The sequence below is a fragment of the Ligaoa zhengdingensis genome, from assembly GCF_014384885.1.
GTDB classification, from domain to species: domain Bacteria; phylum Bacillota; class Clostridia; order Oscillospirales; family Ruminococcaceae; genus Ligaoa; species Ligaoa zhengdingensis.
Map to the genome: position 1 here is coordinate 291,464 of NZ_JACRST010000001.1, position 22,368 is coordinate 313,831.

25 protein-coding genes, 1 other RNA gene and 1 riboswitch are annotated in these 22,368 nt (G+C 57.1%); of the genes, 9 read left to right on the forward strand and 17 right to left on the reverse strand.

Annotated elements, in window-relative coordinates; all coding sequences use genetic code 11:
* The first annotated feature begins 16 nt into the window (after nt 1–16).
* Nucleotides 17–1,432 (forward strand): potassium/proton antiporter, encoded by a 1,416-nt coding sequence (locus tag H8711_RS01340; protein ID WP_249281732.1) that lies wholly within the window; start codon nt 17–19, stop codon nt 1,430–1,432.
* Between the two features lie 55 nt (nt 1,433–1,487).
* Here H8711_RS01340 and H8711_RS01345 read toward each other — a convergent pair whose 3' ends face one another.
* The gene (locus H8711_RS01345) at nt 1,488–2,117 is read right to left on the reverse strand and encodes a stage II sporulation protein M (RefSeq protein ID WP_249281733.1); all 630 of its coding nucleotides are present in this window, start codon (nt 2,115–2,117) and stop codon (nt 1,488–1,490) included.
* A gap of 133 nt (nt 2,118–2,250) precedes the next feature.
* On the opposite strand from H8711_RS01345, the gene H8711_RS01350 reads away from it, so the two are divergent.
* Nucleotides 2,251–2,502, forward strand: coding sequence for a basic helix-loop-helix domain-containing protein (locus tag H8711_RS01350; protein ID WP_249281734.1), 252 nt, complete (start codon nt 2,251–2,253; stop codon nt 2,500–2,502).
* A gap of 53 nt (nt 2,503–2,555) precedes the next feature.
* Here H8711_RS01350 and scfB read toward each other — a convergent pair whose 3' ends face one another.
* The 6 genes from scfB to queA all read right to left on the reverse strand — a co-directional run bounded on the left by scfB (nt 2,556) and on the right by queA (nt 7,683).
* Nucleotides 2,556–3,932 (reverse strand): thioether cross-link-forming SCIFF peptide maturase, encoded by a 1,377-nt coding sequence (gene scfB / locus H8711_RS01355; RefSeq protein ID WP_249281735.1) that lies wholly within the window; start codon nt 3,930–3,932, stop codon nt 2,556–2,558.
* Between the two features lie 155 nt (nt 3,933–4,087).
* A complete protein-coding gene (gene scfA / locus H8711_RS01360) occupies nt 4,088–4,234 on the reverse strand; it encodes a six-cysteine ranthipeptide SCIFF (protein ID WP_249281736.1) in 147 nt (48 codons plus the stop codon).
* Between the two features lie 63 nt (nt 4,235–4,297).
* Nucleotides 4,298–4,708 carry a TIGR04086 family membrane protein gene (locus H8711_RS01365; RefSeq protein ID WP_249281737.1) on the reverse strand — a complete coding sequence of 137 codons (411 nt, stop codon included), beginning with the start codon at nt 4,706–4,708 and terminating at the stop codon, nt 4,298–4,300.
* 224 nt (nt 4,709–4,932) lie between these two features.
* Nucleotides 4,933–5,307, reverse strand: a complete 375-nt coding sequence (yajC, locus tag H8711_RS01370; RefSeq protein WP_249281738.1) for a preprotein translocase subunit YajC — start codon at nt 5,305–5,307, stop codon at nt 4,933–4,935.
* 140 nt (nt 5,308–5,447) lie between these two features.
* On the reverse strand, nt 5,448–6,584 hold the full coding sequence (gene tgt / locus H8711_RS01375; protein ID WP_249281739.1) for a tRNA guanosine(34) transglycosylase Tgt: 1,137 nt from the start codon (nt 6,582–6,584) through the stop codon (nt 5,448–5,450).
* 34 nt (nt 6,585–6,618) lie between these two features.
* A complete protein-coding gene (queA, locus tag H8711_RS01380; RefSeq protein WP_249281740.1) occupies nt 6,619–7,683 on the reverse strand; it encodes a tRNA preQ1(34) S-adenosylmethionine ribosyltransferase-isomerase QueA in 1,065 nt (354 codons plus the stop codon).
* A 139-nt stretch (nt 7,684–7,822) separates the two neighbouring features.
* A riboswitch (Lysine riboswitch) is annotated at nt 7,823–8,007 on the forward strand.
* A gap of 146 nt (nt 8,008–8,153) precedes the next feature.
* Here queA and asd point away from each other — a divergent pair.
* From asd to H8711_RS01400, 4 genes are read left to right on the forward strand one after another with little or no spacing between them, the layout of a single operon-like run.
* A complete protein-coding gene (asd, locus tag H8711_RS01385) occupies nt 8,154–9,230 on the forward strand; it encodes an aspartate-semialdehyde dehydrogenase (RefSeq protein WP_249281741.1) in 1,077 nt (358 codons plus the stop codon).
* Nucleotides 9,231–9,265: 35 nt separating this feature from the next.
* Nucleotides 9,266–10,156: a 4-hydroxy-tetrahydrodipicolinate synthase gene (dapA, locus tag H8711_RS01390; protein ID WP_249281742.1), complete on the forward strand. Its 891-nt coding sequence runs from the start codon at nt 9,266–9,268 to the stop codon at nt 10,154–10,156.
* 38 nt (nt 10,157–10,194) lie between these two features.
* Nucleotides 10,195–10,965, forward strand: coding sequence for a 4-hydroxy-tetrahydrodipicolinate reductase (gene dapB, locus H8711_RS01395; RefSeq protein ID WP_249281743.1), 771 nt, complete (start codon nt 10,195–10,197; stop codon nt 10,963–10,965).
* A 20-nt stretch (nt 10,966–10,985) separates the two neighbouring features.
* Nucleotides 10,986–11,462, forward strand: coding sequence for an ACT domain-containing protein (locus tag H8711_RS01400; RefSeq protein ID WP_249281744.1), 477 nt, complete (start codon nt 10,986–10,988; stop codon nt 11,460–11,462).
* 56 nt (nt 11,463–11,518) lie between these two features.
* Here the strand turns inward: H8711_RS01400 and H8711_RS01405 are convergent, their stop codons facing one another.
* From H8711_RS01405 to H8711_RS01440, 8 genes are all read right to left on the reverse strand, one after another.
* The gene (locus H8711_RS01405) at nt 11,519–12,460 is read right to left on the reverse strand and encodes an L-lactate dehydrogenase (RefSeq protein ID WP_249281745.1); all 942 of its coding nucleotides are present in this window, start codon (nt 12,458–12,460) and stop codon (nt 11,519–11,521) included.
* Nucleotides 12,461–12,569: 109 nt separating this feature from the next.
* The gene (locus H8711_RS01410) at nt 12,570–12,917 is read right to left on the reverse strand and encodes a DUF2752 domain-containing protein (RefSeq protein WP_249281746.1); all 348 of its coding nucleotides are present in this window, start codon (nt 12,915–12,917) and stop codon (nt 12,570–12,572) included.
* Nucleotides 12,918–12,992: 75 nt separating this feature from the next.
* Nucleotides 12,993–13,433: a CD225/dispanin family protein gene (locus H8711_RS01415; RefSeq protein WP_249281747.1), complete on the reverse strand. Its 441-nt coding sequence runs from the start codon at nt 13,431–13,433 to the stop codon at nt 12,993–12,995.
* 110 nt (nt 13,434–13,543) lie between these two features.
* A complete protein-coding gene (gene pyrE / locus H8711_RS01420) occupies nt 13,544–14,206 on the reverse strand; it encodes an orotate phosphoribosyltransferase (protein ID WP_249281748.1) in 663 nt (220 codons plus the stop codon).
* 300 nt (nt 14,207–14,506) lie between these two features.
* Nucleotides 14,507–15,229 carry an ATP-binding cassette domain-containing protein gene (locus H8711_RS01425; RefSeq protein ID WP_249281749.1) on the reverse strand — a complete coding sequence of 241 codons (723 nt, stop codon included), beginning with the start codon at nt 15,227–15,229 and terminating at the stop codon, nt 14,507–14,509.
* Nucleotides 15,216–15,881 carry an amino acid ABC transporter permease gene (locus H8711_RS01430; protein ID WP_249281750.1) on the reverse strand — a complete coding sequence of 222 codons (666 nt, stop codon included), beginning with the start codon at nt 15,879–15,881 and terminating at the stop codon, nt 15,216–15,218. Before H8711_RS01430 ends, H8711_RS01425 begins: the two co-directional genes overlap by 14 nt.
* 75 nt (nt 15,882–15,956) lie before the next feature.
* Nucleotides 15,957–16,736 carry a transporter substrate-binding domain-containing protein gene (locus tag H8711_RS01435; RefSeq protein ID WP_249281751.1) on the reverse strand — a complete coding sequence of 260 codons (780 nt, stop codon included), beginning with the start codon at nt 16,734–16,736 and terminating at the stop codon, nt 15,957–15,959.
* Between the two features lie 113 nt (nt 16,737–16,849).
* Entirely contained in the window at nt 16,850–17,758 is a 909-nt protein-coding gene (locus tag H8711_RS01440) for an RluA family pseudouridine synthase (RefSeq protein WP_249281752.1), read from the reverse strand.
* An 80-nt stretch (nt 17,759–17,838) separates the two neighbouring features.
* Between H8711_RS01440 and H8711_RS01445 the strand changes: the two genes are divergently transcribed.
* Entirely contained in the window at nt 17,839–18,438 is a 600-nt protein-coding gene (locus H8711_RS01445) for a sugar O-acetyltransferase (protein WP_249281753.1), read from the forward strand.
* 145 nt (nt 18,439–18,583) lie between these two features.
* Here the strand turns inward: H8711_RS01445 and H8711_RS01450 are convergent, their stop codons facing one another.
* Together H8711_RS01450 and gdhA are read right to left on the reverse strand one after the other, a co-directional pair.
* A complete protein-coding gene (locus H8711_RS01450) occupies nt 18,584–19,660 on the reverse strand; it encodes a branched-chain amino acid aminotransferase (RefSeq protein ID WP_249281754.1) in 1,077 nt (358 codons plus the stop codon).
* Nucleotides 19,661–19,804: 144 nt separating this feature from the next.
* A complete protein-coding gene (gdhA, locus tag H8711_RS01455; protein WP_249281755.1) occupies nt 19,805–21,157 on the reverse strand; it encodes an NADP-specific glutamate dehydrogenase in 1,353 nt (450 codons plus the stop codon).
* A gap of 357 nt (nt 21,158–21,514) precedes the next feature.
* Here gdhA and H8711_RS01460 point away from each other — a divergent pair, with 357 nt between their 5' ends.
* On the forward strand, nt 21,515–21,964 hold the full coding sequence (locus H8711_RS01460; protein ID WP_249281756.1) for an NINE protein: 450 nt from the start codon (nt 21,515–21,517) through the stop codon (nt 21,962–21,964).
* Between the two features lie 15 nt (nt 21,965–21,979).
* Nucleotides 21,980–22,326: RNase P RNA component class A (rnpB, locus tag H8711_RS01465), an RNA gene on the forward strand.
* The last annotated feature ends 42 nt before the right edge of the window (nt 22,327–22,368 follow it).

A 22,368-nucleotide genomic window follows, 5' to 3' on the forward strand; every position in this document is an offset into this window, starting at 1 on the left:
GGAAAGGAGAAATGCAATGCTGCAACTTCTCATGATCGGTTCGCTGATCCTTCTGCTCGCCATCGCGTCAAGTAAAATCTTCTACCGGTTTGGAGTACCCGCCCTGCTGCTCTTTTTGCTGCTGGGTATGCTGTTCGGCTCGGACGGGCTGGTGGGCATCCAGTTTGACAGCTTTGAACTGGCCAGCCAGATCTGCTCTGTAGGCCTCATCTTCATCATGTTTTACGGCGGATTTGGAACCAATTGGGAGGCTGCACGGCCGGTGGCTGTCCGCGCCGTGCTGCTTTCCACCGTTGGCGTCTGGCTGACCGCGCTGCTCACCGGCCTGTTTTGCCAGCTCGTGCTGAAAACATCCCTGCTCGAGGGCCTGTTGATCGGCTCGGTATTGGCCTCCACCGACGCCGCGTCGGTCTTTTCAGTGCTGCGCTCGCGTAAACTCAACCTCAAGGGGGGACTTGCCTCACTTTTGGAGATCGAGAGCGGCAGCAACGACCCATTCGCTTACATGTGTACCATCATCGTGATCTCGCTGATGACTGGACAAAACAGCGGTTCCCTTCCGATGATGCTGTTTGGGCAGGTGTTTTACGGACTCATCATCGGCGTGGTACTGGCTAAGATCACCGCCTTCGCCCTGCGCCGCATCGACCTGGAAATCGACGGACTCTACCCCATCCTGGTGATGGCTGTGGTGATGCTCGGCTACGCGGCCAGCGAATCGGTGGGCGGCAACGGCTATCTGTGCGTCTACCTCATCGGCATCATCCTGGGCAACAGCCGCATCCTGCACAAGCGCAGCCTGGTACACTTCTACGACGGCATCTCCTGGCTGATGCAAATTCTTCTGTTTTTCACCCTGGGGTTGCTTTCCTTCCCCTCACAGCTGCACAATGTGTTGGTGCCCGGCATCCTGATCTCGCTGTTTATGATGTTCGTAGCCCGGCCCGCCGCCACCTTCTCGATCCTCTCGTGGTTCAAGGTGCCGTTCAAAGCGCAGTTGCTGGTTTCCTGGGTGGGCCTGCGCGGCGCAGCCTCCATCGTGTTCGCCATCTTTGCAGTCAACTCCGGGGCGCTGGTCAACAACGACATCTTTCATATCGTGTTCCTGGTCGCGCTCTTTTCGGTCACCCTTCAAGGCTCGCTCATCCCCACTGTGGCCAAAAAACTGCACCTGGTCGAGCCGGAGGGATCGGTGTTCAAAACCTTCAACGATTATCAGGACGAAGCGCTCACCAACCTGCTGGAACTGACCGTGGGACCCGGCAACCCCTGGGCGGGCAAAAACGTGATGGATGCGGGCATTCCGGAGGAAATCCTGGTGGTGATGATCAAACGCGGCAACGAGGTGATCGTCCCCAAGGGCTCCACCCCCATTCTGGAGGGGGATGTGCTGGTTCTCTCGGGCAACTGCTTCGACCGCATCCCGCTGTAACAAGAGAAATCCCCGGCTGGCCGCGCAGTGCGGTTTCAGCCGGGGATATTTTTCGTCAGATCATGGGAAACAGGCCGCTGAACAGCGCGTTGCACAGCGCATCGATCAGGGCGGAGGCCAGCGACAAAAACAGCAGCAGCATGAATTTGACGCAGTATGCCTTCGGCTGGATCAGGTGCGAACCGCCCTCCTGTTTGGTGCTGCGGTAATAAGCGGTGGACATGGAAAACGCCTCGCCGCAGCCGTAAATCAAAATCAGCGTGGAAAGCAGCATATTGGGCAGCAGCACCAGCGCCACATAGCCCACCCCGAGAAACCCGTTCTGCGCGTAGAGATAGCCCGCCTGATATCCGAAGCCGAGCCCCCGGAAGAAGGGCAGCAGCACGATCACCGGCTGGGCCACAGCGCAAAAACCGCACACAAACAGGATGGCGAGCATCAGGGCGGTGGATGTAAACGATGAAACAAAGGTGGTGAGGATATTCTGTTCGCCGCGCCGCACTGCAAAGTGCCCTATCAGCGTCGAAAGGCTTTGCAGGGTCTGCGTATCGGCTGACTTCAAAAACAGCGCCCCCGTCAATATCCCGGCCAGAAACAGCACGGCGTAGAGAAAAATCTGCCGGTAGGCGTGAAAATAGCGCAGCATCATGCGCATAGTGGGCGAGCTTACCCGGATTGTCCCCATTCTTGATCATTCCTTTGCAGTTCACTTTGCCAATAGATATGAAAAAAAGCGAGGAAATATGTGTCCGGGCGATTGTATAGCCGCGCCAAATGCGCTATACTGGAGAAAACAATTTGGGAAGGTGGGCTGCGCAATGAAACGCAAAGGCTCCAAAATAGGGTTGGGCCGGATGTCCGTCGCCGTCGTCCTGGTCTCCACCATCGTTTCGGTGGTTACGGTCATCCTCTCCAACGCGGCGGAGCGGCGCCTGCACAACAAGCTGATGCGCTGTATGGACGATTTACAGCAGGCGCTTCCGGAGATTCAAAAGGCATCCAAGCTGTATGTCGCCGGACATCAGCCGGCCGGAGAAACCGCCGGGATGCCGGCCCCTGGCGAAGAATAACACAAAGCCCCCGTTTCACCGCGCCAAACTGCGCCGGGAGACGGGGACTCTTTCTATTCTTCTTCTGTATCGGCCATGGCTGCGCGGATCATGATGGCGCATTCCAGGCGCTTTTTCTCAGTATCGCAGGAAATTTTATGCGGCTTGAGGATATCGCCCTCGTATTGGGCGCTGTTCGCGTTGCAGCCGCCGCTGCAATAGAATTTTGCCCAACAGTTGCGGCAATCCTCCTTGGCATAGACATTCGCCTTGGCAAAGCGGTCCTTCATCTTGAGGTCGAGGGAACCGTCCAGCAGGCTTCCCATCTTCCACTCCTCCTGCCCCACAAATTGGTGGCAGGGATAGATGTCCCCGTCCGGGGTGACCGCGACATATTCGTTGCCGCAGCCGCAGCCGCGCAGACGCTTGATGGCGCAGGGGCCTTGGTCGAGATCGAGCATGAAGTGGAAAAAGTTGAACCCTTTGCCCGCCTTTTTCCGCTCAATAATCAGCTTTGCGAGCCGTTCGTATTCCGCGTAGATCGCAGGCAGATCGGCCGGTGTGAGCGCATACGGCTGATCGGCCGGGGACACCACCGGCTCCACCGAGATCTGGTCGAAGCCCTCGTCCGCAAAGTGCAGCACGTCGTTGCCGAAGTCGAGATTGTATTTGGTGAAGGTCCCGCGCACATAGTACTGATCCTGGCCGCGCTTCTCCACCAGGCGCTTAAACTTTGGCATGATGATGTCGTAACAACCCTTGCCGTTGGGGGTGGGGCGCATCCGGTCGTTGACCTCCGGGCGGCCGTCCACCGACAGGACGACGTTGGACATCTCTCGGTTGATGAAATCGATCTTGTCGTCGTCCAGCAGCATTCCGTTGGTGGTGATGGTGAAGCGGAAGTTCTTGCCGGTCTCCTTTTCCCGCTCGCGCGCGTAGCGCACCGTCTCCTTGACCATCTCAAAGTTCATCAGCGGCTCGCCGCCGAAGAAGTCGAGCTCCAGATTCTTGCGCCCGTAGCTCTGCTCGATCAGGAAGTCGATCGCCTTTTTGCCGATCTCAACCGGCATCAGCTTGCGGCCCCTGCCCTCGCCGTATTCGCCCGTGGACGCAAAGCAATATTTGCAGCGCAGGTTGCAGTCGTGCGCCACATGCAGGCACATCGCCTTGATCGGAGCGGATACCATCAGGTTGGCAAACTGCTCGTATTCGTCGGCGGTGAACAACTGGCCCGCGTCGCAGAGTGCGGAAATCTCCCCGTACGCCTCGGCGATCTCTTCGCGGGAATATTCGCCCGCAAAGCGCTCCAGAAGCTCCTCCGGGCAGTCCTGTGCCAGTGGAAGTTCAACGAGGTCGAGCATGTCGTAGATCAGGCGGTCCACCACATGCACCGCGCCGCTGTTCACATCCAGAACAATGTGGTATCCGTTCTGGTAAAATTTATGTATCATAGGTGATTCTCCATCTTTTTGAAGTTTTGACCAAAAGAAAGGGACAGCCGGGGAGCACGGCGCGCGGCCCGATGCCATCGCGTCCTCTCACCGCTATCCCTTCTTCTCATCCGGCGCGCCTTTTCGCCGCGCCATCACCGCCGGGCAGTCGGACCTCAGCGATTTTTGTTCTCACATTTCTGGTTCGCGACCGTGCAGGACGTTTTGCAGGCGGACTGGCAGGAAGCCTGGCATTCGCCGCAACCACCCTTGACCGCGGACTCTTTCAGGTTCGCTTTGTTCAATGTCTTGACGTGATTCATCAATCTATCCTCCCAAATCATCGAATGTACTCATATTATAGCATAATCTGCCGCTGTATTCAATTATTTCCTGCGTTTTTTTGCATTGACTCCCATAACGCCGCCCAATGCGGAAAGACCCAGCGCAACCGCCAGCTTCACGATGCCGATGGCGCCGAAACCGCCGCCATGGATCGCCTGACCGAACAGCCAAAGCGCCAAAAACAGCAGCGCGCCGCAGCACAGGCCCACCAGTAGCCCTTTTTCCCTCGTGAGCTTGGCGGCGAAATTTCCGCCCAAAAACGCGCCGACGCCCAAGGCGACCAACACCATCGGGGTGATCAGCATCTGCGGAATGTTTTGCAGCGAAAGCAGCAACGAGAGCACCATCAGCACCACGGTGATGGCTACAGCGCCCACCGCGGTTCCAACCAGAATTGGCTTCAAGTATTTCATGGTTCCATCCATTTCGTGTCTGGATTTGCTCTGTTTCATTGCAAAGCCCCATTCTGCCGCCGCGCGACGGCGTATCATTTGAGTCGGTTCTCCGGCTGTGCGCGGCTTCCAAACAGCCGGAATTGTCCCCGGCGAACCGGGTCTCCACACCAAAAGGATATTCAGGCGCGGCCCTGTTTATTCCCGCAGGGGAACAGTCGAAAAAAACCGGGCGGAACCAGCGCAAATCCGCGCGGGCTTCCTCCCGGTGTTTTCAGGCTCGTTTATTTGCTGCTGCTTTCCTCGGTGGATTTCACCGGGGTCAAATCCTCGTGCGGCGTGTTGTTCTGCTGGATCGCAGCGCGCAGGAAGCGGATTTTGCTGCGGTCAGAACCGGTCTCGATGACGACAGTATCCTCCTTCAGGCTGACCACGATGCCCACAATACCGCCGATGGTGACGACCTCATCGCCGATCTCCAAATTGCTTCTCATCTTTGCGGTTTCCTTCTCGCGCTTTTTCTGTGGACGAATCAGGATGAAGTAAAAGACCACAAACATCAACACCAACATAATGAGCGAAGAATACGGTGCTATACCGCCCTGCGCGGCCTGATCTGCGCCCGACGCAGCGGTATCCAGCAAATTTGCAAATGACATACCAATTTACCTCCGATTACTTTTCAATTTCCAATGGCGGAAAATTCCGCCGCCGAATACACAGTATAAAATATTATAGCGCGAATTCCATGCGGTTGCAAGCGGTTCTAAGCCTCTATTTGTAAACAAGCGGTGAAATATCAGACGCGCCTTCCCAGAATGGGCAGCATCTGGGCACGGAACTGCTCGAACCGCCCCGCATCCAGGGCCTCGCGAATTTTTTCCATCAGGGTATTGTAAAAATACAGGTTGTGCTGCACGGCGAGCCGCATCCCCAGTATCTCCCCCGCCTTGAACAGGTGGCGCAGATAGGCGCGCGAATGCCGCTGGCAGCAGGGGCAACCGCACTGATCGTCGAGCGGGGCGTCGTCGCGGGCATACTTCTCGTTCAGGATGTTGCGAATGCCGCTCCAGGTGAACAGATGCCCGTGGCGCGCGTTGCGGCTGGGCATCACGCAGTCGAACAGATCGACCCCGCGGTAGACCGCCTCGATGATGTTGACCGGGGTGCCCACTCCCATCAGATAACGGATTTTATCCGCGGGCATATGCGGCTCGATCGCCTCGATGACGCCGTACATCTCCTCGGCGGTGTCCCCCACAGCCAGCCCGCCGATCGCGTAGCCATCGAGGCCGAGATCGGCGATCTGCTTCATATGCTCGATGCGCAGGTCGTGGAAGGTGCTGCCCTGGTTGATGCCGAACAGCAACTGATCGCGGTTGATGGTGCTCTCCAGCGAGTTGAGGCGGTTCATCTCCTTCTGGCAGCGCACCAGCCAGCGGGTGGTGCGGTCGATCGACTGGCGGGTGTATTCGCGCGTGGCCGGGTTCTCGATGCACTCGTCGAAGGCCATGGCGATGGTCGACGCCAGGTGGGACTGAATCTGCATACTCTGCTCTGGCCCCATAAAGATACGCTTGCCGTCGATATGGGAGTTGAAGGTGACGCCTTCTTCCTTTATCGTGCGCAGCTGTGCCAGCGAGAACACCTGAAAGCCGCCGCTGTCGGTGAGGATGGGGCCGCGCCAACCCATGAATTTGTACAGGCCACCGAGCTCATGGATCAGGTCGTCGCCCGGCCGCAGGTGCAGATGGTAGGTGTTGCACAGCTCCACCTGGCATTTGAGGTCCACCAGATCGTAGGAAGAGACTCCCCCCTTGATGGCGGCCGCGGTGCCCACATTCATAAACGCCGGGGTCTGAATCGTCCCGTGTACCGTCTCGAACTGCCCCCGCCGGGCTGTCCCCTCCTGTTTTAATAATGTATACTTTGCCATTTGTTTCCTCTCATCTATTTTATTTTCCGCCGCTTCACTCCAACCCATTCAAGGTGTCGCCGTGGCAGCGGGTAAGAAACATGCAGTCGCCAAAGCTGAAGAAGCGGTACCGCTCCTCCACCGCCACTCGGTAGGCGTCCATGATATGGCGGTAACCCGCAAAGGCAGAAACCAGCATGATGAGCGTGCTTTCCGGCAGGTGGAAATTGGTAATCAATCCGTCGAGCACCTTAAACTGGTAGCCCGGGTAGATAAAAATATCGGTATAGCCCTCGTCGGCCCGCACCTCGCCGTACTTGGTAGCGACCGATTCGACCGTGCGGCAGGCGGTGGTGCCCACCCCGATCACCCGCCGCCCCGCTGCCCGAGTAGCGGCGATCAACTCGGCGGTCTCAGGCGGGATATGGTAGTGTTCCGAGTGCATATGGTGTTCTAGCACGTTGTCCACCTTCACCGGACGGAAGGTGCCGAGCCCGACATGCAGCGTCACATAGCCGATGCGAACCCCCTTTTCCCGCAGGGCGGCGAGCATTTCTTGGGTGAAGTGCAGTCCAGCTGTGGGGGCAGCAGCCGAGCCCAGCTCCTTGGAATAGACCGTCTGATAGCGCTCCTTATCCTCCAACCTCCGGGTGATGTAGGGCGGCAGCGGCATCTGGCCAATCCGCTCCAGGATGGCGTAGAAGTTTTCCCCCTGCGGATAGGTAAACCGCACCAGGCGGTTACCGCCCTCCACAGTATCGAGGATTTCACCGGCGAGCAGCCCGCCACCGAACACGAAGCGCGCGCCGGGCCTAGCCTTTTTGCCCGGCCGCACCAGAATCTCCCACACATCCTGCTCCTTCTGCTCCAGCAGCAGAAACTCGATGTGCGCCCCGGTCCCCTCCTTCTCGCCGTAGAGGCGGGCAGGCAGTACCCGCGAATCGTTCAGAATCAAAGTATCGCCCGGCTCCAGCAGATCGATGAGGTCGTAAAAATGCCGGTGGCACAGCGCCCCAGTGTCGCCGTCGAGGCAGAGCATACGGGAATGGTCGCGCGGCTCAATCGGCGTCTGCGCAATCAATTCCTGCGGCAGATCGAACCAAAAATCGGATGTCTTCATATACTTTCGGCAACTTCCTTTCTAAAACAAAGCGGGGCGCCGCCTCAGAAGCGGACTTTGCGCAGCCCATAACGCGCTGCACATGCAAAAATAATTGACATAGATTCGTTATAATGCTAATATAGTGCTAACAGAATATCCCCCGGATAGAGGCGCGGAGTTGCATGAGTAGTCCATGAGATGATTTCCGATCTGATCGTTTGCATCATCGGTGAAAGGGCCCTCCGCCGAAGGAAGTTTAAATCGGAGTAAACTTGCCTGGTCGCCGCGCTGAACAAGCCTGTGACTGTCATCATTGTATTATGATGAAGAGCTATCGACTGGATTTGCGCAGGATTCTGCGAATTTAGACGTCAATATCTCTATTATATTGCAATGATGGCCGGTTTTCAACCGGTTTTTTTATTGCCCCCTTACGGGCCGATGCTGTGTTTCCAAACAAAATAGTATAGAAAAGGAATGTTTCGACGATGAAAGAATTTCACGTAGGCGTCGTTGGCGCGACCGGCATGGTTGGCCAGCGCTTTATACAACTGCTGGAGAACCATCCCTGGTTTCACATCTCGGTGCTGGCGGCCAGCTCCCGCTCCGCTGGTAAGACCTATGCGGAAGCTGTGGGTTCCCGTTGGGCGATGGATACCCCCATGCCGGAGACAGTGAAGGATATGGTCGTTCTGGACGCCGCGGATGTGCAGGCGGTCGCCTCGCGCGCAGACTTTGTATTCTGCGCAGTGGATATGAAAAAAGAGGAGATCAAGGCGCTTGAGGAAACTTACGCCAAGGCGGAGTGCCCGGTTATCTCCAACAACTCGGCCAACCGTTGGACGCCCGACGTCCCCATGGTGATCCCCGAGCTCAACGCCGACCACCTGAAGATCATCGAGAGCCAACGCAAACGGCTGGGGACCAAGCGCGGTTTTATCGCGGTGAAATCCAACTGCTCGATCCAAAGCTATGTGCCCGCCCTTGCGCCGCTCATGGATTTCGGCGTGAAGCGGGTGCTCGCCTGCACCTATCAGGCGATCTCCGGCGCTGGAAAAACCTTTGAAACATGGCCCGAAATGGTGGATAACCTCAACCCGTACATCGGCGGCGAGGAGGAAAAGAGCGAGCAGGAGCCTTTGAAGGTGTGGGGCCACATCGAGGGCGACCGCATTGTCAACGCGGATTCCCCCGCCATCACCACCCAATGCCTGCGCGTTCCCGTCTCCAACGGGCACACCGCGGCGGTGTTCGTCAGCTTCGAGCGCAAGCCCACAATCGAGCAGATGAAGGAACGCTGGGCCTCGTTCGCTGGCGAGCCGCAGAAACTCGGCCTGCCGCTGGCCCCCAAACAGTTCCTGCACTACTTTGAGGAGTCCGACCGCCCCCAGGCCAAACTGGACCGCATGCTGGAAAAGGGCATGGCGGTTTCGATCGGCCGGCTGCGCGAGGACACCCAATACGACTACAAGTTCGTCTGTCTTTCTCACAACACCCTGCGCGGTGCGGCCGGCGGCGGCGTGCTGTTGGCGGAACTGCTCGCGGCCAAGGGCTATCTCGACTGATCGATGCTTTCCACAGCTAGGAGAGGAGAATTGTCATGAAAAGAACCATTTTTACCGGCGCAGGGGTCGCCGTAATCACCCCCATGTGGGAGGACGGCTCGATCAACTATGAGGAGCTGGGTCGCATTCTGGAGTTCCAGCTGGTCAACCACACCGATTCCATCGTGATCTGCGGCACCACCGGCGAAAGCTCCACCATGAGCGACGAGGAGCATGTCAAAGCGATCGAATATACCGTGCAGCACGTGGCCGGCCGGGTTCCGGTCATCGCGGGCGCGGGCAGCAACGACACCGCCTATGCGGTCTGGCTTTCCAAGGAGGCGGCCGCTGTGGGCGCAGACGCCCTGCTGCAGGTGACCCCCTATTACAACAAGACCTCCCAGGCCGGCCTGGTGCGCCACTTTTATACGATCGCGGACGCGACCGACCTGCCGGTGATTCTCTACAACGTGCCCAGCCGCACCGGCTGCGACATTGCGGTTTCCACCTATGCGGAGCTCGCCAAGCACCCCAACATCGTGGCGGTCAAGGAAGCGAGCGGCAACATCTCCAAAATTGTGCACCTGATGGCAGAGTGCGGCGATACGCTCGACCTCTATTCGGGCAACGACGACCAGATTGTGCCGCTGCTGTCACTGGGCGCCAAGGGGGTTATCTCGGTGCTCTCCAATGTGATGCCCCAGCAGACCCACGACATCTGTCAGCTCTGGTTCGACGGCAAGACCGCAGAGAGCGCCGCATTGCAGCTCAAGTTACTGCCGCTCATCAACGCCCTGTTCTGCGACGTGAATCCCATCCCCGTAAAGGAAGCAATGAACCTGCTCGGCTGGGCCGCCGGCGCCTGCCGCCTGCCTCTGACCGATTTGAACGATGCAAACCGCGCGCGGCTGATCTCGGAGCTTCGGGCCTCCGGCCTACTCTCGTAACAGCGCGGCAGCCCAAAAAAGAAGGATGTTTATAAACCATGAAAAAGCTGATACTTTCCGGCGCAAACGGCCGTATGGGGCGGGTGATCGCTTCCTATGTGAAGGAAAAGCCTGACTGTGAGATCACAGCGGGGCTCGACCTCAATACCACTGTTTACGACGACTTTCCCATCTTTGACAGCCCCGCCAAATGTAACATGAAGGCGGATTGCATCATCGATTTCTCCCATCCGTCCGCATTGTCCCCCATTCTGGAATATGCGGTGCACACCTCCACCCCAATCGTGGTGGCGACCACCGGTCTTTCCGACGAGCAGATTGCGCTGCTGCGCAAGACGAGTGAGATCATCTCCGTGTTTTTCTCCTTCAATATGTCGTTGGGGGTCAACCTGCTCGCTGAGCTCGCCAAAAAAGCGGTGGCGGTGCTGGGCGACGACTTCGACATTGAGATTGTGGAGAAACATCACAATCAGAAGATCGACGCCCCCAGCGGCACCGCCCTGATGCTGGCCGACGCGATCAATCACGCCGAGAGCGACCGCTTTCTCTATCGGTATGACCGACATTCGCTGCGGCAGAAGCGTGACCCCAACGAAATCGGCATCCATTCGATCCGCGGCGGCACCATCGTCGGCGAACACGAGGTGATCTTTGCGGGTAAGGACGAAATCGTCACCTTGACGCACACCGCGATGTCCAAGGAAATTTTCGCCACAGGAGCGGTCAACGCAGCCCTCTTTCTGGCCGGCCGGCCGGCTGGGCTGTACGATATGGGCGATCTGGTCGGAATGCAAAATTCCGTCGAATAGCGGAAAGGAGTTTGAAAGCTATGAACGGTGTCAGCAAGATTTCAGTCAGCGATGACATTGCACTGGTCACTTTTAACCGCATCGGTGCAGATTTGAAATTTATTTCGGCGGTGTTCGGTGATTTTGCTGAGCAAGGGATCAATATCGATATGATCTCCCAGTCCGCCCCCACCGGCGACCGGGTGGACATCTCGTTCACCATTTCGGGCGACGATCTGGTCAAGGTGCTGGCCTTGGTGAACAAATACAAGGCTGACTATCCCGATGTGAAACCACTGGTAAGCAACGGAAACAGCAAGGTTCAACTGTTTGGCGAGGAGATGCGCGAGATGGAAGGGGTAGCCGGCAAGGCGATCGCCGCCGCTGCTGCGGCCGACGCCCATGTGCTGATGATCACCACCTCGGAGGTAGACATTTCCCTGCTGTTGTCCGCTTACAACCTGGATCAAACGATCAGCCTGTTGGAGCAGCAGTTTGGTATCACCGCCGAACGATAAAACAACAAACAACGCCGGAAGGTATGATCCCCTCCGGCGTTCTATTTTGCTTCCTATCAATTCTGGACAAACTCGCGCAGCACTTCTGCCGAGCGATGAAACGCCTCGGCCTCCTCCTCGGTGAGGTGCAGCTCGATCACCTCTTTGACGCCGCTCCGGTTGAGGATGGCGGGAACGCCGCAAAATACGCCGTGTACTCCATACTCCCCTTCCAGCAGTGTGGAAACCGGTATGATGCGATTTTCATCGTAGAGGATCGCCTTGATGATGCCCACGGCCGTGGAGGCGATTCCATAATAGGTGTTTCCCTTCCGCTCCAATATCTCATAGCCCGCCTTGACCGTCTCATGGGCGAGCTGATCCAGATCGACCCTGGAAAAACGGCGCCCGTTGTCGTCCAGTATCTCAAAAAGGCTCTTACCCCCCACCGTGACATGCGACCATGCGACCATCTGGCTGTCCCCGTGTTCCCCCAACGCATAAGCGTGAACGCTGCGCGGATCGACATGCAGCATATCCCCGATGAAGCTTTTGAGCCGGGCGGAATCCAGCGCGGTGCCCGTACCCAAAACCTGCTGCTTGGGCAGCCCAGAAAGTTTCCAGACATACTGTGCGATGATATCAACCGGGTTGGAGATGATGAGGAAATGGCCGGAAAAGCCGCTTTTCATCACCGGTTCGACGATAGACCGCACGATCTTTTTCGACGCCTCCAAGGTATCGAGACGGGTCTCCCCCGCCTTGGGCGGCGGCCCTGCTGTGATCACCACAATATCTGCGTCGCCGCACTCGTCGTAAGCTCCGATCTTGACCCGCACGTTTCGATTCAAATAATCGATGCCGTGGCGCAGATCCATCACTTCCCCCTGCGCGCGCTCCTCGTTGATATCGATCAGCGCCACCTCGTCACAAACCCCCTGTGTAATCAGGCTAAAAGCGGTTGAGGAACCCACCAGGCCAGCCCCAACAATGACCACTTTGCTGCGATTAATCTTCATGGATATACCCCCTGTTTTTACTTTGTATTCGCGCCATTAGTGTGCACCTTTCCTTGGGAAATAATTGCGGTAAAGAAAAAACCTCCGGCTATTTACCGGAGGTTTTTTGTCATAGTTTGGTTGGCCGCAATAGATTGAACGGGAAAAAGGGAAGGTTGCGCGCAATCCCATAAAGGATCAGTAGCGCCAGCACCCACCACAACAGGCGAAGGGACAGCTTTCCATCCACATGGTTGCCGCCGGTTCTGACATAATCGATCAAACGCGCGGCTATGTACCAAATCATAAACGGAAGCAGCAGCACCAGCGCCGGATTGTAGCGAAACGCCTGATAAAATTGCAGATGCAGCAGGCTGCGCAGCGCGCGCGAAGCGCCGCACCCCGGGCAATAGAACCCGGTGAGCAGATAAACGGGACAGGGGATACCCGCGCCGTCCGGGCTGACGAAATAAAGCAAAGCCGCACACAGCCCCAACGCAAAACAGATGCCACCCGCGAGCAGCCAACGCTTCTTCTTTGGCGTCACAACCGATTAATAGTAATAACCGCCGCCGATAGCTGCGCCCAGAATCACGACATAGAATACGATGATAAGAATCGACGCCACCACGCCGCTGACCGCCGCTATGATCGACCACATCTTGGACTTCTTGGCTGCATCCTGAGCACCCAGGAAATCGCCGGCCGCCTGCGCGCTGCTGATCTTGGTCGCAAACACGATCGCAGGGATACCGAGCGGGAGACAACACAAAACGGTGACCAAAATGGCGAACACCAGGTAGGTGGTGCTGTTGATTGCGGGCTGTCCAGCCGGCTGTTGGGGGGTATCATAGGCGTACTGCGGGGGAATCGGCTGAGGCGCGGGAGCGCTCGCCGGTTCCGGGGCCGCAGCCTCTTCTCTCAGGGATGCGCCGCATGCGTTACAGGACAGAGCGTTATCCGGCAGCTCCGCTCCACATCTTGGACAAAACATAAAAAATCCTCCTTCACAATCATCGCATCGGTCTATCATCATTCTATTGACCGATGCTTCTAAATATCACTAGAGTTGCGGACAATCCGCCCGCATCTCCGGCAATCGCATCAAAATTTGCAGTAGCGGTCCATATAGCGCTCCATGGCCTCCAGAACCTCGGCATAGCCGCCCTGGCCGCGGAGATATTCGCACAGATCGCGCACATCCACCAGGGCGTGCACATCGATACCGAATTCTTCCTTGACTTCCATAACTGCGGTGCGGTCGGACTGCTGGCCGATCTCACAGCGGTTGACCGAGATAAACATGTCGCTTACCTGTACCTGAGCCGCTGAAAGCAGCACAGGCACTGTCTCGCGCACCGCTGTACCGGCTGTAATGACATCCTCAATGATGATGATGCGGTCGCCGTCCTGCGGCTGATAACCCACCAGATTGCCGCCCTCGCCGTGATCCTTGGCCTCCTTGCGATTAAAAAAGAACGGCTTGTCCGTTCCGTGGCAGCGCGCCAGCGCGCCAGCCGCCGAGGTGACCAATGGAATCCCCTTATATGCAGGGCCAAACATCGCGTCAAAGCGATCGCCGCAGGTTTCGTGGATGCATTGGGCATAGAACTCGCCCAACCGTGAAATCTGAGCGCCGGTGCGGTAGTTACCGGTGTTGACAAAATATGGCGAAAGCCTGCCGCTTTTGGTTTTGAATTCGCCAAAACGGAGCACGCCCGCCGCCATCATAAATTCAATGAACTGCTTCTTGGATTCGCTTATCATCGGAAAAACTCCTTTTTCTCCCTTTTTACCCTGATAACAGCAGAAATATATCGCGTAAAGTACCGCTGACAGCCATGCAGCGGGTACATGCGCACATCATGCGCCGCCATAAAGGTGGCGAGCGAGGCGCGCAGACCGCCCTGGCCATCAATTTATATGAACTGCTTGCGGTTATTATAGCATAAAGTAGCTGTTGTTACAACCGAAGAAACCCTCTTTTTCGACCCTTTCTCCGGCAGCCTTGAGAATAAAATTAGGCCCACCAGCTTTCTCAACAAAAACGGCGGGCCGGAAAATTTCTTACAGCACCTTCGCCAGAAAATCCTGAAGGCGCGGATTTTTCGGGTGGGAGAAGAACTCCTGCGGGGTGTTCTCCTCCATGATGACACCCTCATCCATAAACATCACGCGGGTTGCGACCTCGCGGGCAAAACCCATCTCGTGGGTCACCACCACCATCGTCATCCCCTCGTTTGCGAGATCCTTCATCAGCTCCAGCACTTCGCCCACCATCTCAGGGTCCAGTGCGGAGGTCGGCTCGTCAAACAGCATCACATCCGGATTCATCGCCAGCGCGCGCACAATGGCGATGCGCTGCTGCTGGCCGCCTGACAGCTTGCTGGGATAGGTCTCCGCCTTATCCGAAAGACCGATGCGGGCGAGCAGCTCATCCGCCCGCTTGTCTGCATCCGCTTGCGACATCAGACCCTGCTTGACCGGCGCAAGGGTGATATTCTGCCGCACGGTGAGGTGCGGGAACAGATTGAACTGCTGGAACACCATGCCCATCTTGCGGCGCAGCTCGTTGATGTTGCACTTTTTATCGGTGATGTTATAGCCCTCAAAAAAGATTTCGCCTCCAGTGGGCTCCTCCAACCGGTTCAGGCAGCGCAGAAAGGTGGACTTACCCGAGCCGGACGGCCCGATGACAACCACCTTTTCCCCTTTATTGATCGTCGTGGTGATGCCTTTGAGCACCTCGACATCCTTGAAGTGTTTTTCCAAATTTTTAACCTCGATCACTGCGCGCCATCCTCCTTTCCAGTGCTGCAAACAGCTGGGACAAGCCGAGCGTGAGAATCAGATAGATGATCGCGGCCGCCAACAGGGGAACCCAGGCGTTGTAGGTGGCGTTGCGGATCATATCGCTGACCTTGGTGAGATCGCGGATCGCGATATAGCCGGCGACCGAGGTCTCCTTGATCAATACGACAAACTCGTTGGTATAAGTGGGCAGCACCGCCTTAAACGCCTGCGGCACAATGATATACCGCATGGTTTGCGCCTTGCTGAAGCCCAGCGACCGCCCGGCCTCCATCTGCCCGATGCCCACGCCCTGGATTCCAGCCCGGAAAATCTCGGCGACATATGCGCCGGAGTTCACACCGAAGCCGATGATAGCAATGGTCAGCTTGGAAAGCCCCAGCGGCGGGAAAACGACAAAGGAGAAAATCATCAACTGAGTTACCACGGGGATACCGCGGATGATGGTGATGTAGGTCAGCGCGATCCCTTTGAGCAGGCGGTTGTTTGAGACCCGCATCAGCGCCAGGAGCGCACCGATGATGGTACCAATCACGATGGCGCCCAGGGCGATCACGATGGTATTGCCCAGACCCTCGAGAATCAGCTTCCATCGGTCGTCGGCAATGAGGTTGCGGTAGATTTCGTTCATGCGTTACCTCCAGATACAACACGTGGGCGGAGCCTTGCGGACTCCGCCCTTGTGGTGGATTTCTCGGATCAACCCTTATTTCTTCAGGATGATGACCTGCTTAGAAGAGTAGTAGGGCTCGGAAAAGTCCACGCTCTTCAGACGCTCTTCGGTGATGCTCATGCCAGCCGCGGCAAAGTCGATCACATCGGAGGAAAGTGCGGAAAGCAAGCTGTCGAAGTTCATATCCTCGACCTGCAGCTTCGCGCCCATATCGGCGGCGATCTCCTCGGACATGGTGATATCAAAGCCGACCACTTCGCTGCCCTCCACATACTCGAACGGGGGAAATGCGGCGTTGGTGCCCATCTTGATCACGGTGTCACCCCCGGTCGCCTTGTGCTCGGGAATTTTGATCTCGCCATCGGCGGGCATAAAGGCGTTGGCCATGCTCTCATAGGTGCCGTCGGTTTTGATGCGCTGGATAGTGGCATTGATCTTCTCGAGCAGCTCGGTGTTGCCCTTCTTCACGGCGATGGCGTATTCTTCAGTGGCCAGGTCGCAGTCGAGGATGGTCAGGTCAGGATTCTGCTCCACAATCGCTTTCGCGGGCAGCTCATCCAGGACGATCGCATCGATCGCACCGTTTTTGAGGTCGAGCGCCGCATCCATGCCGGATTTAAAGGACTGCACCTTGGCGTCCTTGACACTCTCAGTGACATAGGTTTCGCCGGTGGTGCCGGCCTGTACACCGATCTTTTTGCCCTCCAAGTCCTCCGCTTTGGTGATATTCACCGCCGCGTTCTTGTTGCCGCAACCCGCAAACAGGCTGGCCGCCATCACAGTTGCCAACAGTGCTGCTACTATCTTTTTCATAAGGTACTCCTCCACAACTATCACAATATTTTGTAGAACCGCTTTGATGCTTCCTATTATACACTGAATTCCCCTAAAATCAAGTGTCTTTTGCAAAAATATGCATTTTTCGTTCATTCTATCGGGAATTCGATGCATATTTTTGCGTCATTCCGTGCCTTTTGCATATCTTTGGGCAGCGGCGCGCTCATCGCGACGGCCTCCCCCGTCACCGGATGCACAAAACTCATGCGCTCACAGTGAAGCGCCTGCCGGGCGAGCAGATCGGTTCTGCCGCCGTACATGTCATCCCCCACCAGCGGGTGGCCGATATAAGAAAGATGCACCCGAATCTGGTGAGTGCGCCCTGTCTCCAACACCATCCGCGCCATGCTGTAAGCGCCATCCTCTGAGCGGGCGAGCACGCGGTAATGGGTCACCGCAGGCTGGCCGGACGGGTCCACCTGCCGCTTGGTGTAGATGTCGTTGATCCGCACAATCGGTTCCCGCACAGTGCCCTCGCGCGGGTCGGGCACCCCGTGCAGCAGCGCGACATACTCCTTTTGTACCGCAAACTTCAGGCGCGCCGCGACATACTGGTTCTTTGCCAGCAGCACCAGGCCGGAAGTGTCCATATCCAGCCGGTTGAGGCAACGAAAGGTGATCGCCAGGCCGCGCTCCCTGCAATGCCGCGCAAACACGTTGGCGAGGGTGTCGTTTTGTATCCGGCGCGACGGGTGGCAGTTCATCCCGGCCGGCTTGTCGTAGATGATCAGGTCGTCGTCCTCGTAGACGATGGGGACCCAGAGATCGGAGACCGCAGCCCCCTCGTTGTCATTCTGCGGCAGGGCGACCGAAACCAAATCCCCGGTTTTGAGCCGGTCGATGGTGCGCGCATGGACATGGTTGATCTGAATACCGTTGGGCTGATGTTTGAGCGAGGTGATCAGCCGGTAAGAAAACTTCTGCTCCCGGCGTAAAAAGTCGTAAAGTTTCATCCCGTCCTGCTTGGAATCCACGGTAAAAGATAGTTCTCTGGACATAAACACAACCTTCGCTTGTTTTTTGAACCGTTTTGTGAAATAATAAGACCCATCGTCACTCCAAAACAGGGGGTCTTGCAATGACAGAAAAGGAAAAAATGCTTTCAGGCCGGCTTTATCTCGCATCCGACCCGGAACTTGCCGCCGCGCGGGAGCGCGCCCTGGGATTGACCTACCGCTTCAATCAGCTTCTCCCGTGGGAGACGGAGGAGCAGCAGCGCATCCTGCGGGAACTGCTCGGCCGCATCGGCACAACCTTCCAGATCAACCAGCCGTTCCGCTGCGACTACGGCTGCAACATCCAAATCGGCGAAAATTTCTATTGCAACTACAACTGTACCATCCTGGATGTCGCACCCGTGACCATCGGGGACAATGTGCTGTTCGCGCCGAACGTCAGCCTGTTTACCGCCGGGCACCCGCTCGACGCGGAGCTTCGCAACACCGGGCTGGAATACGGGTTTCCCATCACCATCGGCGACAACGTCTGGGTCGGCGGCAACGTGACCGTCTGCCCACAGGTAACAATCGGCGACGGCGCGGTGATCGGCGCGGGCAGCGTAGTAACCCGGGATATTCCGGCGAACGTGGTGGCCGCCGGCAACCCCTGCCGCGTCCTGCGGCCGGTCGCCGAACGCGACCGTACCTACTATTTCCAAGACCGGCCGGTTGAGCCCTGAATCGACGCGCAAAAGCGACGGGATATGGGATGCGTCCCGCTTCAATTGCCACGCCCACCGCGCGGATTGTCAAAGCAGAGACGCCCTGCGGCGATCCACTCGCCGCAGGGTATCCTTCGACCGTCGCTTTTCACTGAAAAAAGAATCAGCCCTTGCAAACCTCGTCCATCCAATTGTGGGTATCGGGCAGTTTGCCGTACTGGATGCCGGTGAGATTGTCGTACAGCTTCTGCGAAATCTCGCCGATTTTGTTGTCGTTGAAGGTCATCACCAGGTCGCCCACCTTCAGTTCGCCAATGGGCGAGATGACCGCGGCGGTGCCGGTGCCGAACGCCTCCTTGACCTTGCCCGCCTGATAGGCTTCCACCAGCTCAGCGACCGCCAGACGGCGCTCAGAAACCTTGTAGCCCCAGCTGCGCAGCAGTTCAATGGAGGACTTGCGGGTGATGCCGGGCAGGATAGAGCCGACCAGCTCAGGGGTAACGATCTCGTCGCCAAGCACGAAGAAGACGTTCATCGCGCCCACTTCCTCGATGTATTTATGCTCCACGCCGTCGGTCCACAGCACCTGCGAATAGCCCTGCTCGTGGGCGATCTCCTGCGCCTTCAGGCTGGACGCATAGTTGCCGCCCGTCTTGGCTGCACCGGTACCGCCTTTGACCGCACGGGTGTATTGGGTCTCGATGTAAATTTTGACAGGATTGAGGCCGCTCTTATAGTATGCGCCCGAGGGGGACAGCACCACAATGTACAGATAGTTGGCCGAAGGCTTCACGCCGAGCTTGGGCTCGGTGGCGATGATGAACGGACGGATGTACAGCGACGCACCGTCGGTGTGGGGCACCCAATCCTTTTCGATCTCGACAAGCTTCTCCAGACCCTCGAGCAGCAGCTTCTCATCCACAGCGGGAATCTGAAGGCGGTCGTTGGACTGGTTGAGGCGCTTGAAGTTCTCCTCGGGGCGGAACATGAGGATGCGGTTGTCCGGGGTGCGGTAGGCCTTCATGCCCTCAAACACCGTCTGCCCGTAGTGCAGGCACATGGCCGACGGATCCATCGGGATCGGCCCATAGGGGACGATGCGCGCGTCGTGCCAACCCTTGCCCTCGGTGTAATCCATCAAAAACATATGGTCGGTGAAAATCTCGCCGAAGCCCAGCTTGCTTTCGTCGGTCGGCTTGGCCTTCAGCGTCTTTGCGAGTTCCACTTTGATATTGCTCATTTTTCTCACAACCTTGTCGTAATTTTCGGATCTGTAAAATCTATAACCTTCATTTTAGCACTTTAGCGCAGGAAATGCAAGTGCTGAGAAGCAAAAGGGCGTGCCGGAAAACGCTCTCCGGCACGCCTCTCATCAACAAATGGATCAGTACGCAACGCCCTGCGCGATCATCGCGTCGGCTACCTTGAGGAAGCCCGCGATGTTGGCGCCCGCCATGATGTTGCCGTCCACGCCGTATTCCTTGGCCGCGTCGAAAGCCGCATGGAAGATGCTCTTCATGATGCCCTGGAGCTTCGCATCGACCTCTTCAAACGACCAGGAGTAACGCATGGAGTTCTGGCTCATCTCCAGGCCGGAGACCGCCACGCCACCCGCGTTGGACGCCTTGCCGGGCGCATACAGCACGCCGGCGGACTGGAACGCCTCGATCGCCTCCGGGGTGCAGGGCATGTTGGCACCCTCTGCAACCGCCATCACGCCGTTGGCGATCAGCTTCTTGGCCGACTCGCCGTCCAGCTCGTTCTGGGTGGCACAGGGCAGCGCCACATCGCACTTGATGCCCCAGATGCCGGAGCAGCCGTCGTGGTATTCGGCGCCGGATACACGTTTCACATACTCGCTGATGCGCGCGCGCTCCACCTCTTTGATCTGTTTGACCACGTCGAGGTTGACGCCGTTGGGGTCGTAGATGTAGCCGGTGGAATCGCACAGCGCAACCACCTTGCCGCCCAGCTGGGTGGCTTTCTCAGCTGCATAGATGGCGACGTTGCCGGCACCGGAAACGACGATGGTCTTGCCGCTGATGGAATCATCTTTCATGCAATTCAGCATCTCTTCGGTGAAGTACAGCAGGCCGTAACCGGTCGCCTCCTTGCGGGTGAGGGAACCGCCGTAGGTGAGCCCCTTGCCGGTGAGCACGCCGGTAAACTCGTTGCGCAGGCGCTTGTACTGACCGAACATATAACCGATCTCACGCGCGCCTACGCCGATATCGCCTGCGGGCACGTCGGTATCCGCACCGATATGCTTGGAGAGCTCAGTCATAAAGCTCTGGCAGAAGCGCATGATTTCGTTATCCGATTTGCCCTTGGGGTCGAAATCGCAGCCGCCCTTGCCACCGCCCATGGGCAGGGTAGTCAGGCTGTTTTTGAAGATCTGCTCAAAGCCGAGGAATTTGATGATCGAGAGGTTGACCGAGGGATGGAACCGCAGGCCGCCTTTATACGGGCCGATCGCGGAGTTAAACTGCACGCGATAGCCGCGGTTGACCTGCACCTTGCCGCTGTCGTCCACCCAGGAGACGCGGAACATGATGACGCGCTCGGGCTCCACAATGCGCTCCACAATGCCGTATTTCTCGAGGTCAGGGCGCTTGGCCACGACAGGCTCAAAGCTGGTGAGCACCTCGGAGACCGCCTGCAGGTATTCCGGCTCGTTCGGATTGCGCTTTACAACGCTATCGTAGACGCGCTGGAGATATTCGCTCTGATATTGCATGAAAATTCCTCCTATCTGATTTATGCCCTCCATTATATATGCTTTTGTTGGCAAAATCAAGGCCAAAATGCAGCATTTTTTATCTGCTGCTTCATTTTTTTCATTTTTTTCTCCAATCGATTCGGACCCTGTCCTCTCTTTTGCAAGTTTTCATTTAACCCGTTTCAAAACATCCACACCTCAGCGACAAAAAAGTATGACCAAACGCGATGGACATTGCCGCGGTGTCGTGGTATAATAGCCGCAGAGCCGTTGTGATGCGCTTTATGACCAGGCAGATCCGCAAACTGCGTTTGCCCCTTGCCCAATGACCAATGATATCATCAGTTAAGCCTTTTGAAGAAAGGAGCTGTGCCCATGTATTGTCGGAACTGTGGCGAACCGTTGCCGCCGGATTCCAACATCTGCGCGAAATGTGGGGTGCCCGCTGGGCTCGGCAACCATCACTGCCCCAATTGCGGCTCTTCCACCGAGGAGCTGGCGGTTGTCTGCATCAACTGCGGCGCACAACTGGGCTCCGGTTATAAAAAAACCAGCAACGTCTATGTGAGGGACGGCGTCACCTATCAGAAGAAATCCAAATTGGCCGCCGGGTTGCTGGGCATCCTGCTCGGGTGGTTGGGCATCCACAACTTTTACCTCGGATATACCGACCGCGCGATTGTTCAGGTCCTGTTGGGCACCGTCGGTTCCCTGCTGTGCGGTCTCGGCCCGATGGTTTCAGGCATCTGGGGCCTCGTGGAGGGCATCCAGATCTTCACCGGTTCCATCCAGACCGATGCGGAGGGCATCCCCCTTGGGGAATAATCACTGTTAAAATTGCGAGCAAGCCAGACGGCAGCGTGCGTTTTTGAAAAGGAACGCATGAGGAAAGTCCGGGCTCCACAGGGCAAGAATAGCTGCTAACGGCAGCCGGAGGCGACTCTAGGGATAGTGCAACAGAGAGATACCGCCGCGTCAAGCGGTAAGGGTGGAAAGGCGAGGTAAGAGCTCACCGGCGCGCGGGAGACCGCGCGGCCCTGTAAACCCTATTCGGAGCAACACCGTGTAACGGGGACGAATACGCGCCCTGCGCGTCCCCAATAGAGGTGGCTGGAGGCGGTTGGCGACGACCGCCGTAGATAGATTGCCGTCAAATACAGAACCCGGCTTACAGGCTTGGTCGCATTTTAAAAAAAGCTGTCCCGACTGAATTGGGACAGCTTTTCTTT

Excerpts from the sequence above, each read along its gene's own strand:
- dapB (WP_249281743.1), top strand. The coding sequence starts at position 10,195 with ATGAAAAAGCTGATACTTTCCGGCGCAAACGGCCGTATGGGGCGGGTG.
- queA (WP_249281740.1), bottom strand. The coding sequence starts at position 7,683 with ATGAAGACATCCGATTTTTGGTTCGATCTGCCGCAGGAATTGATTGCG.
- scfA (WP_249281736.1), bottom strand. The coding sequence starts at position 4,234 with ATGAATCACGTCAAGACATTGAACAAAGCGAACCTGAAAGAGTCCGCG.
- H8711_RS01445 (WP_249281753.1), top strand. The coding sequence starts at position 17,839 with ATGACAGAAAAGGAAAAAATGCTTTCAGGCCGGCTTTATCTCGCATCC.
- tgt (WP_249281739.1), bottom strand. The coding sequence starts at position 6,584 with ATGGCAAAGTATACATTATTAAAACAGGAGGGGACAGCCCGGCGGGGG.
- H8711_RS01405 (WP_249281745.1), bottom strand. The coding sequence starts at position 12,460 with ATGAAGATTAATCGCAGCAAAGTGGTCATTGTTGGGGCTGGCCTGGTG.
- pyrE (WP_249281748.1), bottom strand. The coding sequence starts at position 14,206 with ATGATAAGCGAATCCAAGAAGCAGTTCATTGAATTTATGATGGCGGCG.
- yajC (WP_249281738.1), bottom strand. The coding sequence starts at position 5,307 with ATGTCATTTGCAAATTTGCTGGATACCGCTGCGTCGGGCGCAGATCAG.
- H8711_RS01365 (WP_249281737.1), bottom strand. The coding sequence starts at position 4,708 with ATGAAACAGAGCAAATCCAGACACGAAATGGATGGAACCATGAAATAC.
- H8711_RS01460 (WP_249281756.1), top strand. The coding sequence starts at position 21,515 with ATGTATTGTCGGAACTGTGGCGAACCGTTGCCGCCGGATTCCAACATC.
- H8711_RS01440 (WP_249281752.1), bottom strand. The coding sequence starts at position 17,758 with ATGTCCAGAGAACTATCTTTTACCGTGGATTCCAAGCAGGACGGGATG.
- H8711_RS01340 (WP_249281732.1), top strand. The coding sequence starts at position 17 with ATGCTGCAACTTCTCATGATCGGTTCGCTGATCCTTCTGCTCGCCATC.
- H8711_RS01415 (WP_249281747.1), bottom strand. The coding sequence starts at position 13,433 with ATGTTTTGTCCAAGATGTGGAGCGGAGCTGCCGGATAACGCTCTGTCC.
- gdhA (WP_249281755.1), bottom strand. The coding sequence starts at position 21,157 with ATGCAATATCAGAGCGAATATCTCCAGCGCGTCTACGATAGCGTTGTA.
- H8711_RS01350 (WP_249281734.1), top strand. The coding sequence starts at position 2,251 with ATGAAACGCAAAGGCTCCAAAATAGGGTTGGGCCGGATGTCCGTCGCC.
- H8711_RS01435 (WP_249281751.1), bottom strand. The coding sequence starts at position 16,736 with ATGAAAAAGATAGTAGCAGCACTGTTGGCAACTGTGATGGCGGCCAGC.
- dapA (WP_249281742.1), top strand. The coding sequence starts at position 9,266 with ATGAAAAGAACCATTTTTACCGGCGCAGGGGTCGCCGTAATCACCCCC.
- scfB (WP_249281735.1), bottom strand. The coding sequence starts at position 3,932 with ATGATACATAAATTTTACCAGAACGGATACCACATTGTTCTGGATGTG.
- H8711_RS01430 (WP_249281750.1), bottom strand. The coding sequence starts at position 15,881 with ATGAACGAAATCTACCGCAACCTCATTGCCGACGACCGATGGAAGCTG.
- H8711_RS01345 (WP_249281733.1), bottom strand. The coding sequence starts at position 2,117 with ATGGGGACAATCCGGGTAAGCTCGCCCACTATGCGCATGATGCTGCGC.
- asd (WP_249281741.1), top strand. The coding sequence starts at position 8,154 with ATGAAAGAATTTCACGTAGGCGTCGTTGGCGCGACCGGCATGGTTGGC.
- H8711_RS01400 (WP_249281744.1), top strand. The coding sequence starts at position 10,986 with ATGAACGGTGTCAGCAAGATTTCAGTCAGCGATGACATTGCACTGGTC.
- H8711_RS01450 (WP_249281754.1), bottom strand. The coding sequence starts at position 19,660 with ATGAGCAATATCAAAGTGGAACTCGCAAAGACGCTGAAGGCCAAGCCG.